14 protein-coding genes are annotated in these 15,516 nt (G+C 72.8%); 7 read left to right on the plus strand and 7 right to left on the minus strand.

Going from position 1 to position 15,516, the window contains the following annotated elements:
* The first annotated feature begins 55 nt into the window (after positions 1-55).
* The gene (locus tag BM272_RS12570) at positions 56-292 is read left to right on the plus strand and encodes a hypothetical protein (RefSeq protein ID WP_093429146.1); all 237 of its coding nucleotides are present in this window, start codon (positions 56-58) and stop codon (positions 290-292) included.
* 24 nt (positions 293-316) lie between these two features.
* Here the strand turns inward: BM272_RS12570 and BM272_RS12575 are convergent, their stop codons facing one another.
* On the minus strand, positions 317-658 hold the full coding sequence (locus tag BM272_RS12575; protein ID WP_093429147.1) for a hypothetical protein: 342 nt from the start codon (positions 656-658) through the stop codon (positions 317-319).
* 102 nt (positions 659-760) lie between these two features.
* On the opposite strand from BM272_RS12575, the gene BM272_RS12580 reads away from it, so the two are divergent.
* Positions 761-1,402 (plus strand): rhomboid family intramembrane serine protease, encoded by a 642-nt coding sequence (locus BM272_RS12580; protein ID WP_093429148.1) that lies wholly within the window; start codon positions 761-763, stop codon positions 1,400-1,402.
* Here the strand turns inward: BM272_RS12580 and BM272_RS12585 are convergent.
* The gene (locus BM272_RS12585) at positions 1,399-3,150 is read right to left on the minus strand and encodes a sensor domain-containing diguanylate cyclase (RefSeq protein ID WP_093429149.1); all 1,752 of its coding nucleotides are present in this window, start codon (positions 3,148-3,150) and stop codon (positions 1,399-1,401) included. The genes BM272_RS12580 and BM272_RS12585 overlap by 4 nt on opposite strands.
* A 102-nt stretch (positions 3,151-3,252) precedes the next feature.
* Positions 3,253-3,717 carry a hypothetical protein gene (locus BM272_RS12590; RefSeq protein ID WP_093429150.1) on the minus strand — a complete coding sequence of 155 codons (465 nt, stop codon included), beginning with the start codon at positions 3,715-3,717 and terminating at the stop codon, positions 3,253-3,255.
* Between the two features lie 84 nt (positions 3,718-3,801).
* Between BM272_RS12590 and BM272_RS12595 the strand changes: the two genes are divergently transcribed.
* Positions 3,802-4,842 carry an NADP(H)-dependent aldo-keto reductase gene (locus BM272_RS12595; protein WP_093429151.1) on the plus strand — a complete coding sequence of 347 codons (1,041 nt, stop codon included), beginning with the start codon at positions 3,802-3,804 and terminating at the stop codon, positions 4,840-4,842.
* A 48-nt stretch (positions 4,843-4,890) separates the two neighbouring features.
* On the plus strand, positions 4,891-5,235 hold the full coding sequence (locus tag BM272_RS12600; RefSeq protein WP_093429152.1) for a histidine triad nucleotide-binding protein: 345 nt from the start codon (positions 4,891-4,893) through the stop codon (positions 5,233-5,235).
* Positions 5,236-5,245: 10 nt separating this feature from the next.
* On the opposite strand, the gene BM272_RS12605 is transcribed toward BM272_RS12600, so the two are convergent.
* The 3 genes from BM272_RS12605 to bfr all read right to left on the minus strand — a co-directional run bounded on the left by BM272_RS12605 (position 5,246) and on the right by bfr (position 6,688).
* The gene (locus tag BM272_RS12605) at positions 5,246-5,710 is read right to left on the minus strand and encodes a GNAT family N-acetyltransferase (RefSeq protein WP_205407817.1); all 465 of its coding nucleotides are present in this window, start codon (positions 5,708-5,710) and stop codon (positions 5,246-5,248) included.
* 148 nt (positions 5,711-5,858) lie between these two features.
* Positions 5,859-6,185 (minus strand): tetratricopeptide repeat protein, encoded by a 327-nt coding sequence (locus BM272_RS12610; protein WP_093429153.1) that lies wholly within the window; start codon positions 6,183-6,185, stop codon positions 5,859-5,861.
* 5 nt (positions 6,186-6,190) lie between these two features.
* Positions 6,191-6,688: a bacterioferritin gene (gene bfr / locus BM272_RS12615; protein WP_093429154.1), complete on the minus strand. Its 498-nt coding sequence runs from the start codon at positions 6,686-6,688 to the stop codon at positions 6,191-6,193.
* A 155-nt stretch (positions 6,689-6,843) separates the two neighbouring features.
* Here bfr and BM272_RS12620 point away from each other — a divergent pair, with 155 nt between their 5' ends.
* The gene (locus tag BM272_RS12620) at positions 6,844-9,057 is read left to right on the plus strand and encodes an EAL domain-containing protein (RefSeq protein ID WP_093429155.1); all 2,214 of its coding nucleotides are present in this window, start codon (positions 6,844-6,846) and stop codon (positions 9,055-9,057) included.
* A 9-nt stretch (positions 9,058-9,066) separates the two neighbouring features.
* On the opposite strand, the gene BM272_RS12625 is transcribed toward BM272_RS12620, so the two are convergent.
* The gene (locus tag BM272_RS12625; protein WP_205407818.1) at positions 9,067-10,464 is read right to left on the minus strand and encodes a deoxyguanosinetriphosphate triphosphohydrolase; all 1,398 of its coding nucleotides are present in this window, start codon (positions 10,462-10,464) and stop codon (positions 9,067-9,069) included.
* 253 nt (positions 10,465-10,717) lie between these two features.
* Here BM272_RS12625 and BM272_RS12630 point away from each other — a divergent pair, with 253 nt between their 5' ends.
* Together BM272_RS12630 and BM272_RS12635 are read left to right on the plus strand one after the other, a co-directional pair.
* Complete coding sequence (locus BM272_RS12630) at positions 10,718-12,004, plus strand: DNA repair exonuclease (protein WP_093429156.1); 1,287 nt, start codon at positions 10,718-10,720, stop codon at positions 12,002-12,004.
* Positions 12,001-15,441: a hypothetical protein gene (locus BM272_RS12635; protein WP_093429157.1), complete on the plus strand. Its 3,441-nt coding sequence runs from the start codon at positions 12,001-12,003 to the stop codon at positions 15,439-15,441. Before BM272_RS12630 ends, BM272_RS12635 begins: the two co-directional genes overlap by 4 nt.
* The last annotated feature ends 75 nt before the right edge of the window (positions 15,442-15,516 follow it).

Genomic DNA, 15,516 nt, shown 5'->3' on the forward strand with positions numbered 1-15,516 from the left:
CCCTGTCGGTGTGTCGGTTAGACTACCGCGCCCGCAGTACTGGAGCGAGAGAACCATGTCACTGGAAGAGCGAATCACCGCCCTGGAGGCGGATCTGGATCAAGTGGGCCTCGGCGGCCTGGGTCGCCACCTGGACGCGCTGGAGGAGAAGCGCGCCCTCTTCCACCCCGAGGCACTGGCCTACCTGGAACGCGCCCGGGGGGAGTGGGGCATGGGCCAGGTCGAGCAGGTCCGCAACAGCCTGCGCGAGGTGGTGGACGCCTACCGCCGCCTCCACTTCGGCTGCCCCTGAGGGCCCCTCTCGGCTGCCTGCGGCTTACTCGGTGAGCTGAATGGTCGCCTCTCCGCTGGCGCGGTCGATGGTGACGGCCACGGTGCAGTACTCCGGTTCCGGCTCCACCGGGGTGGGGTCGTCGGCACAGCTACAGCCGATATCCATACCGGTATAGAAGAGGCCGGCGCGCAGGTGGAGCCGCTCGGGGTCCGCTTCGCGGTGCAGGAGGGTGGCGCTCACCGGGTCATCCAGCGCTTGCTGGGTCCGGCTCAGGCCGGCCTGCAGGGGCAGGGTGTCGCGGTCGACGGCCGCGAGTTCCCGGGTAAAGACCGCCTCGAAGTCGGCCCGGTCCCAGGCCGCCAGGGTCTCGGGCAGGGCAACCATGCCTACCTCCGCTGCCAACCGTTCCTGCCGCGGAGTATGGTCGGCACGGCGGAGGGGCTCAACGGTCTGCTACCATGCTGCGCAGTCCCCGCGGAGAGTCCCATGCGTCCCGCCCGCCGCTTCGATCCCTTCCCGCCGGTCATCATCGGCCTGCTGCTGGTCAACGGCGGCCTGTTCCTGGCGCAGGGGATCCTGCCGGAGCTCTTCCGCCTCTTTGCGCTCTGGCCGCTGGAGGCGCCGGCGATGGTGATGACGCCGGACGGACCCATGCGGGTGCCGGGATTCCACTGGTACCAGCTACTGACCTACGGCTTCCTCCACGGCGGACCCTTCCACCTCTTCGTGAACCTCTTCGCCCTGTGGATGTTCGGGGTCCCGCTGGAAAACGCCTGGGGGTCGCGACGCTTCGCCTTCTACTTCCTGATCTGCGTCGCCGGCGCGGGGCTGGTGCAGCTCCTGGTGGTCTCCGCCGGCGGCGATATCCATCCCACCATCGGCGCCTCCGGCGGGGTCTTCGGCGTACTGCTGGCCTTCGGGGTCACCTGGCCCAATCAGCGGCTGATCCTGCTCTTCCCCCCGATCCCGCTGAAGGCGAAGTGGTTCGTGCTGATCTTCGGCGCCATCGAGCTGTGGTTGGGCGTGAGCGGGACCCAGGCCGGGGTGGCCCACTTCGCCCATCTCGGCGGGATGCTCTTCGGCGGAGTCCTGCTGCTCGCCTGGCGCGGTCGCGTCCGGCGCTACTAGCCCCTGGCCGGCGGCCCCTCCCCATGGGCAGGGACCGCCGCCTCGACACGATCCCGCCCCCCGTCCTTGGCCGCGTAGAGGGCGTCGTCCAGGCGGCGGAGCAGGGCGTGCTGGCTCTCGGAGCCGTCGGTGGTGGCCGCCCCGATGCTGATGGTGACCTCGCCCGCCACGGGGAAGGCGTAGTCGGCCACCTGTCGACGCAGCTTCTCCGCCAGGGCGAGGGCCCCCTCGCGGTCGGTCCGGGGCAGGATGGCGACGAACTCCTCGCCCCCGTAGCGCGCCAGGACGTCGGCCACCCGCAGATTGCCCGCCAGGCGGGCCACCAGCTCCCGCAGGATATCGTCACCCACGCCGTGGCCCAGGGAGTCGTTGATCGCCTTGAAGTGGTCGATGTCGAACATGAGCAGGCTCAGCGGCGTACCCAGCCGTTGTGCCTCGCTGAGTTCCGCCTCCAGGGTGTGGTCGAGGTGGAGCCGGCCGTAGGAGCCGGTGAGGGCATCGAAGGTCGCGGCGTGCTCCAGGGCCCGATAGGCCTCGTTCCGGCCGAGTTCGTACCCCGCCCACTGGGCCAGGAGCCCCAGGAATTCGCGCTCGTATTCCCCGCCCTCGGAGCGCGCATCGGTGCTGACGAAGTGGAGTGCCCCGCGGCTGCGCCCGTCCACCTCCACGGCGACGCTCAGGCTCGCGGGAAACTCCCGTTCGCCGTCGCTGCGCGAGAGGCACAGGCCACCCCGGTTACCGGGGGTCACCCGCTGGCCGGGCTGCAGGACACCGTCGGGGCTGTAGACGTAACGCAGCCGGCAGTTGCCACTCCCCCGCAGGGAGAGGCCGCCGTAATCCATGCCCAGGGTCTCGCAGCCCAGGGCCAGGAGCTGACGGAGCTTCTCGGCCAGCCCCAGATCGGCATCGGCGGCGATGGCGTGGAGCTGCTCCAGGGCGTGCCGATGGGTGCGCTCCCGGGCCTCCAGGCGGCGCCGCTCGGTGATGTCCTCGGCGGAGGAGAGGACCCCGGCGATTTCGCCCTCGTCGTCGTGAAGGACCGCGTTGCGGAAGGCCATGAGGCGCCGCTCGTTCCCGGCGACCAGGATGTCGTGCTCGAAATCGCCCTCGGGATCCACCCGCCCCTCCAGGATGCCGCGGAAGGTCTCCCGCATGGTCTCGCGCTTCTCCGGCGGCACGAAGGTCGCGATCCAGTCCAGCGCCTCCACGTGCTCCCGCGGCATGCCCAGCAGCTCGGCGCCGTAGGGATTGACCTCGGCCACCCGGCCCCGGGGGTCGAGGACCAGCAGCATGACCCGGGCCACGTCCAGGTACTGCTGCTTGCGCGCCCGGTCCCCGGCGTGCCAGCGCTCGGAATCACGCCGGTCGGTGATATCCATGTGGGTCTCGGTGACCCAGCGCACCCGACCCTCATCGTCACGCAGGGGGGCGGCGTGGAGGCGGGTATAACGGCGGCGGCCGTCCCCGTCGGTGTGGGTCTGTTCCACGGCGACCGGCTCGCCGAGGACGCGCATGGTCTCCAGCGGGCAGGAGTGGCCCGCCTTGTTACAGGGGACCGAGCTCTGGCGAGTCAGGGCGTAGCAGGTGGATTGCGGCCCGTCGGGTCGACCGTAGATGGCCTCGGCCGCCTCGTTCCAGTAGACCACCTCGTAGGTGTCGACATCCACCACCAGGGTCGGGTCCGGCAGGGCCGCCAGGATCCGATCCGCCCCGGGAGCCTCGCCCTGCCGTTGTTCGTCTTCCACCATTCTGCCCTCTCCCTGGTCAGCAGTATTCCCCCGGATAGCCGGTTATATTGAACGCTCCGGCGGGGGTTATGCCACTGCGTTTTTCTTATTCTTGGATGCGCGTCAGCCCAGCGAGAAACCGTAGTCGGTCTCGATGGTGTTGTCCTCCACCGGGATCCCCCATTCCACCTCGAAGCCGCCCTCAGCCGCCGGGTGCAGCCGGGCGTGGAAGCGCTCGTCCAGTTCGTCGCGCAGCCAGGCCAGCTCCGAGGGGTGGAAGGCCTCGCCCCCGCGAGTGAGGTGGCGCAGGGTGACCCGACCCTGGCGGTCCACCGCCGCCAGCAGGGGTAGCGGCAATTCCAGCGGGGCGACCTGCTGGTGGGCGACCCACTCCACCGGCGTGGGCCGCCTGCCCGGCTGCTGCGACAGGTCGATGCGGAAGTGGCCCATGCCGCCGGGCTCCTTGAGCAGCTCCTCCACCCAGAAGGGGTCCAGGCCCCGGTGGAGGATCAGGTGCCGCCCGGCGTAGCGCGCCAGGAAGGCCTCGCGGAGCTTGCGGGGGTTGGATCGTCGACGCAGGAACACCATCTTCCCTCCTCGTTACCGACCCCGGCGCGTGATCTATGCTGGGGGCTTCGGTTCATCATCGCCACATCCAGCGGGAGGATCAACTTGGACTACCGAGAGCTCGGCAATACCGGCATTCAGGTGAGCAAGCTCTGCCTGGGCACCATGACCTGGGGCAGACAGAACACCGAGGCGGAGGCCTTCGAACAGCTGGACCACGCCACCGGCGAGGCGGGCATCAACTTCATCGACACCGCCGAGCTCTACCCGGTGCCGCCGGAGGCGGAGACCTTCACCGCCACCGAGACCATCATCGGCAACTGGCTGGCCCGGCGCGGGCGGCGGGACGACCTGGTGCTGGCCTCCAAGATCGCCGGCCCGGGCCCCGACCATATCCGCGGTGGCCACACCCGCTACACCCGCCAGACCCTCACCGACGCCATCGACGGCTCCCTTAAACGACTGCAGACCGACTACCTCGACCTCTACCAGCTCCACTGGCCGGAGCGGAACACCAACTTCTTCGGCGAGCTGGGCTATCCGGAGGGCGAGGACCCCGCCGACTGCACCGCCTTCGAGGAGACCCTGCGCGCCCTGGGCGACGCCGTGGCGGCCGGCAAGATCCGCTACGTGGGGCTGTCCAACGAGACGCCCTGGGGGGTCATGCGCTACCTGGAGCTGGCCGAGCGCGAGGGGCTGCCCCGGGTGGTCTCGGTCCAGAACCCCTACAACCTGCTCAACCGCACCTACGAGGTGGGGCTGGCCGAGGTCTCCCTCCGCGAGAAGGCCGGCCTGCTGGCCTACTCGCCGCTGGCCTTCGGGGTGCTGTCGGGCAAGTACATCGACGGCGCCCGTCCGGAGGGGGCGCGGATCAGCCTGTTCCCGCGCTTCGACCGCTACATGGGCGAGCAGGCGCGCATGGCCACGGAGGAGTACGTCGCCCTGGCCCACGCCCACGACCTGGACCCGGCGCAGATGGCCCTGGCCTACGTGAACAGCCGCCCCTTCCTCACCAGCAACATCATCGGGGCGACCAGCATGGAGCAGCTGCGCAACAACATCGCCAGCCACGAGCTGACGCTCTCCGACGAGGTCATGGAGGGGATCGAGGCCATCCATACCCGCTACCCCAACCCGTCGCCGTAGCGCGTCCGGTATACTCCCCGGCCACTCTCACCGTCAGGAGCAATGGCCATGACCGACTGCCTCTTCTGCCGCATCGCCGCCGGGGAGCTGCCGGCGGACATCGTCTACCAGGATGACGACGTGGTCGCCTTCCGGGACCTCCACCCGCAGGCGCCCCACCACATCCTGGTGATCCCGCGCCGCCACGTGGCCACGGTGAACGACTTCGCCGCCGAGGATGCCGAACTCATCGGCAAGCTGGTCCTCACCGCCCGGGACATCGCCGGGCAGCTGGGGCTGGCCGAGGACGGCTACCGGATGAACCTCAACACCAACGAGAAGGCCGGGCAGACGGTCTTCCACGTCCACCTCCACCTGCTGGCGGGGCGCGAATTCGGCTGGCCCCCGGGCTGAGGGACCCGATTCAGGTAAGGCCGCGGCGCAGAACGCCCAGACTGGTCTCCCGCCAGCCGCGGGCGGTGTAGAAGCGGCGGGCGATGGTATTGTCCTCCTGGGCCACCAGCTGCAGGCGGATCAGGCCGCGATGGCGGGCCTCGGACTCCACCCCCTCCAGCAGGGCCGACCCCACTCCCGCACGACGCCACGGCGTGGAGACCACGATATCCTCGACCCAGCCCACCGGCCCGCCCTCGGCGGTGGAGAGCACGGTCTGCAGGGTGGCCATACCCACCGGGCTGGCGCCGGCATCGGCCACCAGGATCACGGATCGTCGGGTATCGGCCAGCAGCGCCTCCAGGCCGGCGCGCTGGCGCTCCGGGCGGGGCTCGAAGTTCTCCTCCAGGGTGAAGAGTTCAGTAAGCAGGTCGGCCAGGGAGGGGACGTCGGCGCTGCTCGCCCGACGGATGGTGAGGGGTGGATGGGGTTGCACGGCTCTTCTCCGGCTGGACTCTGCCGGAGTCGCTGCAAGGGGCGTGCCCGGGCTCCCGGACCGTGAGGCCGCGCCGGACCGTCCACGGGGGCACCGCTTCGGCCCAGTCGCCCCCGATCCTGCCCCGTTGCGGGGCAGGCCGAGCTGGCTATTCCACCCCGGCGGCGCGGGCGGCCCGCTTGCGGAAGACCTGCATCTCCTTGGCCGCCTGGCGATCCCCGCGCTCGTCGGCGGCGGCAATGCCGCGATCGAAGACGGCCACCGCCTCCTCCGGGCGCGCGGCATCCACCAGCGCCTGCCCCCACGCCTTCCAGGCCGCCGAGTAGTTCGGATCGTGTTCGGTAGCCTTCGCCAGGTGGGGAATGGCCTCCTCGGCCCGCCCCTCGCCCAGGTAGGCATTGCCCAGGCCGTAGCGGAGCATGGCATTGTCCTGCCCCTGCTCCAGCATCGCCTCGAAGTTCTCGATAACGCCCATGGCTCTCAGCCCTCGGCGTCTCCGCCGCCGTGGTCGTGGGTCCTCAGCTGAAGATAGTTGGCCAGCCCCATGGAGTCGATGAGGTGGAGCTGCTTCTCCAGCCAGTGGGTGTGGTCGCGCTCGGTATCATCCAGCAGCTTCTCCAGCAGCTCCCGGGTGACCGCATCCCCGGCGCTCTCGCACAGGGCGATGACCCGGCGCAGGTGCTCCACCACAGCGTATTCCAGGTCCAGGTCGTTGCGCAGCATCGAGGGGACGTCGTGGCCCACGTTCAGCGGCTGGCGCGTGGCCAGGTCCGGCGTCCCGCCCAGAAAGAGGATGCGCCGGATGAGCCAGTCGGCGTGGTCGATCTCCTCCTGGCGCTCGTGCTCGGCCTTCTCGTAGAGGGCCTGGTAGCCCCAGTCCTCGTACATGCGCGCATGGACAAAGTACTGGTCGGCGGCGGTGAGCTCCCCCGCCAGCAGTTCGTTGAGCGCGCTGATGACCCCGGAATCGCCCTGCATGGATGGCCTCCTGACTGTCGCGGAATGGCACTTACCTTCGAACAGGGACCCCCGGCCGTCAACCGGGGCCCGGCGGGGTCTCTCGGGGCGCCGGGGGGCGGCATGTCGCGACCACCGTGACTATACTGGCCCTCGATTCACCCGTCGGACCCCTGATGCCGCACTCGAACCGCGCCCCGCACGACTCCTTCCTGTTGTGCCGCCCTCGCAGCGCCGGCCCCCTGATGTGGGTGCTGGCCGCCGTCGCCATGGTACTCGCCGCGGAACTCTCCCGGAGCTTCGCCATCGGCGACCGGGAGGCCTCGCTCATCTGGCCGCCGGCCGGGCTGGCGCTGGGGCTGGCCATCGCCTTCGGCCCGCGCCTGCTGCCGCTGCTGGCGGTGGTGCTCTACGGCTGGGCGGTGGGCTTTCGCGGCGGTGACCCCCTGCCCTGGCTGCTGCCGGCGGTGGGGACCGCCCTGGGCCCCTGGCTGGCGGTGACCGTCTTGCGCCAGCTTGAGGCGCGGCTGGATCGGCCCGGGCCGGTGGGCGAACTCCTCTGGACCTACGCCGTCGGGATCGGCCTGGGGGTGCTGGTGAGCAGCCTCCTGGGCACCCTGGGGCTGCGCCTGGATCCCGAGTACGCGCAGTACGACTTCGGCCACGCCTGGGGGGTCTATGCCATCTCGGAGGCCTTCGGGGTGCTGGTCTTCACCGGCCTTGCCGCCCGGCTGGGGCGTGCGCTCGCTGACCGGGATCTGGAGGCGGCGCTACAGCCGGAGTCCTGGCAGCTGCCCTGGTTCCTCGGCCTCGTCGCCGTCGTCGGCCTGGAGGCCTTCCTCGCGGGGACCGGCTCGGAGTCCCTGGCGCGGGCGGCTACCTTCCTCTACTTCCCGCTGCTGGCCATCTCCGCCGGCCGCGCCCGGCCGCTCTTCCAGGATCTGGTCACCGCCGCCATCGCGGTGGGCCTGGTGACCACGGCCATCGCCCGCAGCGGCGCGGCCACCGATGGCGCCCAGCTGCGCGACCTGCTGGAGGTGGTCATCCTGGTCCTGGCCTTCACGGTCATGGCCCAGGTGGTCGCCGCCATGGCCGAGCTCCTGCGCCGCTACCTCGCCTCGGAGCGGGCCAGCGCCCGCCGGGACGACCTCACCGGCCTGGCCAACGAGCGGGAACTGGATGACCACCTCACCCGCCAGGCGGAGTCCGACCACCCCGCCCTGCTCGCCTCCATCGACGTGCCGGCGGTGCGCAAGGCGGTGGACGTCCTGGGCCTGGAGCCGACCAACGAGATCGAGGAGTGGATCGCCGACCGGCTGGTGGAGAATACGCCGGCGGGCGCGGTGGCGGCCCGGATCGGCCGGGGGACCTATGCCCTGCTGGACACGCAGGACCTCGCCACCTCCGCCGCCAGCCTGGAGTGGCTCTACGACGCCATCGACGGCTACCGCTATCGTGGCGGCCCCCTGCCGCTAACCCTCCACCCCACTATCGGCATGCTGCAGCTGGAGGCGAACCAGGCCCTGCCCGCCAGCGAGGCCCAGGCGCTGGCCAGCCTGGTGACCCAGCAGGCGCGGGAACGGGCGGATCGCCGCATCCTCCTGCGCCCGGCGGACCCGGCGGAACTGGCCCACGAGCGCGCCACCCTGAGCCGGGTGGAGACCATCCGCTCGGCCCTGGAGCGCGCCGACGGCTTCGCCCTCTTCGGCCAGCGGGTGGAGCCGCTGGGGGACGGCAACGAGCCCTTCTACGAGATCCTGGTCCGGCTGCGGCAGACCGACGGCTCCCTGCTCTCCCCCGGGGAGTTCCTGGACGTGGCCGCCCGCTTCAACCTGGTGCCGGCGCTGGACCGCTGGGTGGCCGCCCGCGCCCTGGCGGCCTGCGCCGCCCTGCCGGGGTGCCGGCTCTCCATCAACCTCTCCGGGGCGTCGCTCTCCGACCTTTCCCTGCTGGACTACATCGACCAGCAACCGGGACTGGCCGGGCTGGAGCCGGGGCGGGTGACCTTCGAGGTGACCGAGACCGAGGCGATCCAGCATCCGGAACAGGCCACCCGGCTGCTGGCCGGGCTGCGCAAGCGCGGCTACAAGGTGGCCCTGGACGACTTCGGCACCGGCCTGGCGAGCTTCGAGTACTTGAAGACCTTTCCCTTCGACTACATCAAGATCGACGGCAGCTTCGTCCGCGACGCCCTGAACTCCCCGGCGGACCGGGCCGTGGTGGAGTCGGTGCGGCAGGTGGCCGCGGTCTTCGGGGCACGCACGGTGGCGGAGTTCGTGGAGGATGCCGAGACCCGGTCCTGGCTCGCCGAGGTGGGCGTCGACTTCGCCCAGGGCTTCGGCATCCACCGCCCCGCCCCGCTGGAGGAGCTCCTGCCGCAGCCGACCTGACGCGACGGACTACCCCCGGTGGGGCAGCGCCATGCCGGTGACCTTCTTGTAGAGGGAGACGGCGTAGCCGTCGGTCATCCCGGCGATGAAGTCGGTGAGGTTGAGCAGCAGGCGGTAGGGGTCGGTGATCCGGGCCCGCTCGCCGGTGGCCGGGTCGGGGCCGAAGAGGAACTGGTCGGGGATGAGGTGGGCGACGGTGCGCGCCCGCGCCGCGGCACGCTTGTCCGTGGCCGCCGCCTCGGCGGTCTCGCGGGCCGCCTGGTGGAAGAGGTCCAGCAGCCCGCCAATGACGCTGTAACCGGCCGCGCAGACCTCCTGGACCTCCACGTGGTCGTAGATCCGCTCCCGGGACAGCGTCGCAATGGCCTCCAGCGCCTCCGTCTGCGGCAGGACCTCCGGCAGCTCCCGCTCGAAACGGCCGGCCAGGATCTCCCCCTCGTGCTCCAGGAAGGCCTCCGCCGCGCGCTCCACCAGCTCGTTGATGGCCCGGGCCCGCAGGTACTCCACCCGCTCCTTGTCATCGCGCAGGCGGGGCAGGCGGTCCTCCACCTCGGCGAGCACGGGCGCGCGCAGCAGCGCCAGGAAGTGGTCGCGCACGGTGGTGTAGTCGAGGATCCCGATGCGGTAGGCATCCTCGAAGTCGACGATCTGGTAGGCGATATCGTCCGCCGCCTCCATGAGGAAGGCCAGGGGGTGGCGACAGGTGACGCCGCCGCCCCGGTCCAGCAGGCCGGTCTCCGCCGCCACCGTCCGGAAGTGGTCGGCCTCGGCGGCGAAGTAGCCGTACTTCTTGCGGCTGACGCCGGCCGCGCGATCGATGGCCGGCGCCGGGCAGGGATACTTCAGGGCCGCCCCCAGGGTGGCGTGGGTCAGCTGCAGGCCGCCGCTGTTGTCGGGGTTCTGCAGCCGGGTGACCACGCGAAAGCCCTGGGCGTTGCCCTCGAAGAGCTCGAACTCGGTGCGCTGTTCGGGGGTACACCCCTCCAGGGCGCGGGCCGCCACCGGGCTGGTGGTAACCCAGTGGCGGATGGCGTCCTCCCCGGAGTGGCCGAAGGGCGGGTTGCCGATATCGTGGGCCAGGCAGGCGGCGGCGACGATGGCGCCGATATCCCCCGGCCCCACCTCGGTAAAGCCCTCGCGCCGGACCACCTCCTCGCCCACGCGGGTCCCCAGGGAGCGGCCCACCGAGGCAACCTCCAGGGAGTGGGTCAGGCGGGTGCGGACGTAGTCGCTCTCCGCCAGAGGGAAGACCTGGGTCTTGTCCTGGAGCCGGCGGAAGGCCGACGAGAAGATGATCCGGTCGAAGTCGCGCTGGAAGTCGGTGCGGAACTCGGCGCCCCCGTGGCGCTCGTCGTCCCCCAGCCGGTGGTTGGTGAGCAGTCGCTCCCACGCCATCCGCTCGCTCATGGTCCCTCTCCCCTGGAGTCAACGGGCTCATGGTAGCAGGCCGGACTCCCGCGTGACGCCATGCCTGGAAGGCGGGGCCGGTAGCCTCTGGCCAGGTCGTCGGCAGCAGGGATGCTGCCGTCGAGCCGACAGGGAGGTCTTCACGGCGTACCTGGCCAGAGGCTACCGGGCCCGCCGCCCCCGGGATCGTCCCCGGATCGCCCCGGGACCGCCCCACCTTTTGCCGACGCCCCGAGCGTGGGATGATTCCCCCATGCCACGGATCCTGGCCATCGGCGACATCCACCTGGGGCGGCGCCCGGCGCGCCTGCCCGACGGACTCGACCCCCGCGAGCTGACCCCGGCCGCCGCCTGGTACGGCGCGGTGGAGGCGGCCATCGCCCGGGGCGTGGACGCCGTGGCCCTGGCCGGCGACGTGGTGGAGCACCCCGAGGACCTCTACGAGGCCTGGAGCGACCTGGAGCGCGGGATCCAGCGCCTGGCCGGAGCCGGGATCCCGGCGGTGGCGGTGAGCGGCAACCACGACACCACCGTCCTCCCGCGCCTGGCCGACGCCCTCCCCGAACTCCGGCTCCTGGGCCGCGATGGCCAGTGGGAAGAAATGGACCTGGGCGGCGCCCGCCTGCTGGGCTGGTCCTTCCCCGCCCCGGCCCACCCGCGCAGCCCCCTGGCCGACGGCCTGCCGCCCCGGAACGGACCCGACCCGCGGCTGGGCCTCCTCCACTGCGACCGCGACCAGACCGACAGCCGCTACGCCCCGGTGCGCAGCAGCGAACTGGCGGGCGCGGAGGTGGACGCCTGGCTGCTGGGCCACATCCACGCCCCCGACGACCTCGCCGGCCCCCAGCCCATGGGCTACCTCGGCTCCCTCATGGGGCTGGACCCCGGCGAGCCCGGCGCCCACGGCCCCTGGCTGGTCACCGCCGATGGCGAGGGGGTCCGCGCCGAGCAGCTCCCGCTGGCCCCCGTGCGCTGGGAATCGGTCGCCGTGGACCTCACGCCGCTCACCGCCCTGGACGAGCTGGACACCGCCATCGCGGCCGCCATCGACGCCCGCCACCGGCAGCTAGCCGAGGCCGGCCACCTGCCCCGCGCCGTGGGCTGCCGACTTCACCTCACCGGCCGCAGTGACCTGCGCCGGGCGGTGGCCGACCACCTGGCGAGCGCCGACCTGCGCCGGCTGCAGCTCGAGCGCGACGGCTGCACCTGGTTCGTCGAGGCCTGGCGGCTGGAGGCGCGCCCGGCCCTGGACCTGGCGGAACTGGCCGCCAGCAGCGACCCAGCCGGCCTCCTGGCCCGCCGACTGCTGGTCCTGGGCCGGGGGGTGGACGACCCCGAGCGCCGCGCCCTGCTGGAGCGGGCGCGCCAGGAACTCCTCCCCCAGATGGCCCGCGCCCCTTTCGACGACCCAGAGGCGCCGGCGATGGACGAGGCCGCCCTGGCCGACACCCTGGAGCGCGCCGCCCTGGAGGCGCTGGACCGGCTGCTGGCCCAGGTCGAGGACCAGCCGGCGGGGATCGGGGGAGGGGCACGGGCATGAGGCTGCGCCGCCTGGCCATCCAGCGCCTGCCGGGGATCACCGAGCCCTTCGAGCTGCGCGGCCTCGAGGACGGGATCCTCGTGGTCCACGGCCCCAACGCCACCGGCAAGTCCAGCGTGGTGCGCGCCTTCCGCCACCTGGTCGCCCCGGACACCACCCCCGGGGTCCACGTGGAGGCGGACTTCGACACCGCCGCCGGCCCCCTCACCGCCCGTCGGCTGGGCACCCACGTGGAGTGGGAGCGGGCCGGCCAGCCCGCGGAGCCGCCCCGGCTGCCGGAGGCCCATCGCCTCCCCGGCTACCTCCTGGGGGTGGAGGAGCTCACCGCCGCCGACAGCCATACCGAGGCGACCATCCAGGCGGAGGTCGGCCGCCAGCTCGCCGGCGGCTACGACCCGACGGCCCTGATTCGCCAGGGCGGCCCCTTCTACATCAAGCAGAACGAGGGGCGAGAGGAGAAAAAGCAGCTCCAGGAGGCCGAGCAGAAACTGCGGGAGGCGCAGCAGACCCAGGCCGGCCTCGCCCACAAGGAGCGGGAGCTGGAGCAGGCGCGGGCCGACCACGCCGAGGCCGACCGCGCCCGCCGACGGCTGGCCCCGGTCCAGCGGGCGGTGGAGCTGGCCGAGGCCGTGGCCGAGCGGGAGGCGGCCCGGGCCGAGCTGGCCGGCTTCCCCGAGGGGATGGACCGGCTCCATGGCCACGAGACCGAGCAGCTCCGGCAGCTGCGCGACGAACGGGACGCCGCCGCCCGGCGACTCCAGGAGGCGCGTCGGAACGCCGAGGAGGCCGAGGCGCGGCAGTCGGCCACCGGGCTCGCCGCGGCCGCCGATGAGACGACCCTCGCCGACCTGGGCCGCCGCCTGCACGACCTCGGGGAAGACCTCCGCCGCGCCCGGGAGGCCCGGGAGCGCGAGGCAGAGGCGCGCGGGCGCGCCACCGGACACGCCCGGGTCCTGGGGCTGGAGGCGCCGACCGAAACCCTGCCGGAGCTGGACCCGACCACGGTGGCCGAGGCCGAGGCGGACCTGGCCCGGCTGGCGGCGCTGGAAGCCGACATTGCCGCCGGTCGGCGGCTGCGCGACCGCCTCCCCGCCGCCGATAACGAGCAACCGGACCGCGACACCCTGGCCGCCGCCATCGCCGATCTCGACGCCTGGCTGGCCGCCCACCCACCGCGTCTTCGCCGCTGGCAGGCCGCCACCGCCGCCGCCCTGCTGGTCGCCGGCACCGCCACGCTCACCCTCCTGGCCGGCCTCCACCCCGTCGCCCTGGCCGGCGCGGTGGCCATCATCGCGGCCGGGGGCTACGCCCTCTGGCCCGCCCTCGATCCCCGCCAGCCCGAGGCCGCGGCCCGGGAGCGCGCCCGGGAGGCCTTCCAGCGCCGCGGCCTCAACGGGCCGACGACGTGGGACCGCCCGGGGGTCCAGGATCGCCGGCAGGCGCTGGAGGAGGCGCGCCGCCGGGCCGAGGAGGCCACCGCCGCCGCCGGCGAGCGCCGCGCCCGGGCCGAGGAGGTCGCCCAGTGGGAAGAAGAGGCGCGGGGGCTCACCGAGGCGCTGGCCCCCCGGCTCGCCCCGGCCGGCCTGGACCCGCAGCACGCCCCGCGCGCCGCCGGCCGCTGGCTCCAGGAGGCCGCCAACCTCACCCGGGCCCGCGCCGAGGCCGAGGGTGCCGCGGCCGAGGCCCGGACGGCGGAGGATGAGGCGAGCGAGAAGGCCGCGACCATCGCCCGCCTCCTCACCGACCTCGGCCAGCCGGTGGCCGACGATCGCGACCTCGACACCCTCCGCACGGCGGTGGAACAGCTCCGCTCGCGCGCCGAGGCCTTCCGCGCCGCCGAGCGGGACGCCGCCGAGGCGCGCCGCGATGCCGAGCGCGAGGCGGAGCAGCAGCAGCACCAGGAACTTGCCATCCAGGCGCTCTTCGAGCAGGCGGGGCTGGCCGCCGACGACGACGCCGCCCTGGAGCAGCGCCTGGAACGGCTCCCCGGCTGGCAGGCGGCCCGGGAGCGCGCGGCGCGGGCAGAGACCCTCATCCACCAGGGGCGCGCCCACCTGAGCCGAGAGGAAGAACTCCTGCGCCGCGCCGAGGAGGGCGAACGGGACGCCCTCACCGAGGAGTACCGGGCCCTGGAGGCACGGGCCGAGGCGGCCGACGACCACCTCACCCACGTCCACAATCTGGAGAACGAACTGGCGCGGGCCCGGGAGGAGCGGCCACTGGAGGCGGCCGAGGCCGAGGTCCAGGCCGCCCGGGACCGCCGGGACGAGGTCCGCGACGACGTCCTGGAGCGGCGCGCCGCCGCCTGGCTGCTGGAGGATGTGGCCCGGGAGCACCGCGCCGAGCACCGCCCCGCCCTGCTGGAGCGCGCGGATGGCTGGCTGGCCGACTTCAGCCGCGGCGCCTTCCGCCTGGAGCTGGCCGAGGACGGCACCCTGGAGGCGGTGGATACCGCCGCCGGCGAGCGCCGCGCCCTGGCCGAACTCTCCACCGGCACCCGCATGCAGCTGCTCATCGCCGTGCGCGCCGCCTGGGCCCTGGCCGGGGAGGAGGGCCGGGAGCCGCTGCCGGTCTTCCTGGACGAGGCGCTGACCACCACCGATCCGGAGCGCTTCCAGGCCGTGGCCGACAGCCTGCGCACCCTGGCGGCGGAGACCGACCGGCAGGTCTTCTACCTCACCGCCCAGCCGGCAGACATCGGCCGCTGGGGGCTGGAACCCCAGGACCCCCACGTCATCGATCTGGCCGCCATTCGCGGTCGCGCCATCGCCGCGCCGCCGGAGGCGCTTGCCGCCCCGGTGGACCGGCGCCCCCCGGCCCCGGAAGCCGGCGAGGAGGCCGCCGACTACGCCCACCGCCTGGGCGTGCCGCCCATCGACCCGTGGGCCGACGCCGGCGCCCTCCACCCCTTCTACCTGCTGCGGGACGATCTCGAGACCCTCCACCGCGCCATCACCCTTGGCGGCGACCGCCTCGGCCGGCTGGAAGCCCTACTGGAACGACCCGGCACCGCAAGGCTGCTCGGCGATCCCGAGACCCTGCGCACCCGTATCCGCTTCGCCCGGGCCTGGCTGGCCGAGTGGCGGGTGGGGCGCGGCCGACCGGTCAGCCGCGAAGTGCTGGAGGATCCAACCAGCCCCGTCGCGCGTTCCAAGAAGCTGCCCGAGATCATCGCCGCCGCCGAGACCGCCGGCGGCGACGCCGACCGCCTCCTGGAGGCGCTGCGCAACGGCGCCGTAAAGGGGCTGCGCCGGAACCTCATGGACGAGCTGGCCGACTACCTGGACGAACACGGGTACCGCGACGAACGCCCCGCCAGCACCCGGGAGGGTCGCCTCGCCGCCGCCCTGGCCGTCCTTCCCGAGGAGACCGAGGACGCCGACGCCTTCGCCACCCTCGCCGGGTGGCTGGAGGCGGGGCCCTCACTGTCAGGCTAGTTGGAACCTCATCCGATGCTAGGGTGTTATAACCAACCGGGGGCGAAGAGAGGGTTCCTGTGAAGTACTCCGACG

It is taken from the genome of Thiohalospira halophila DSM 15071 (genome assembly GCF_900112605.1).
Taxonomy (GTDB): domain Bacteria; phylum Pseudomonadota; class Gammaproteobacteria; order Thiohalospirales; family Thiohalospiraceae; genus Thiohalospira; species Thiohalospira halophila.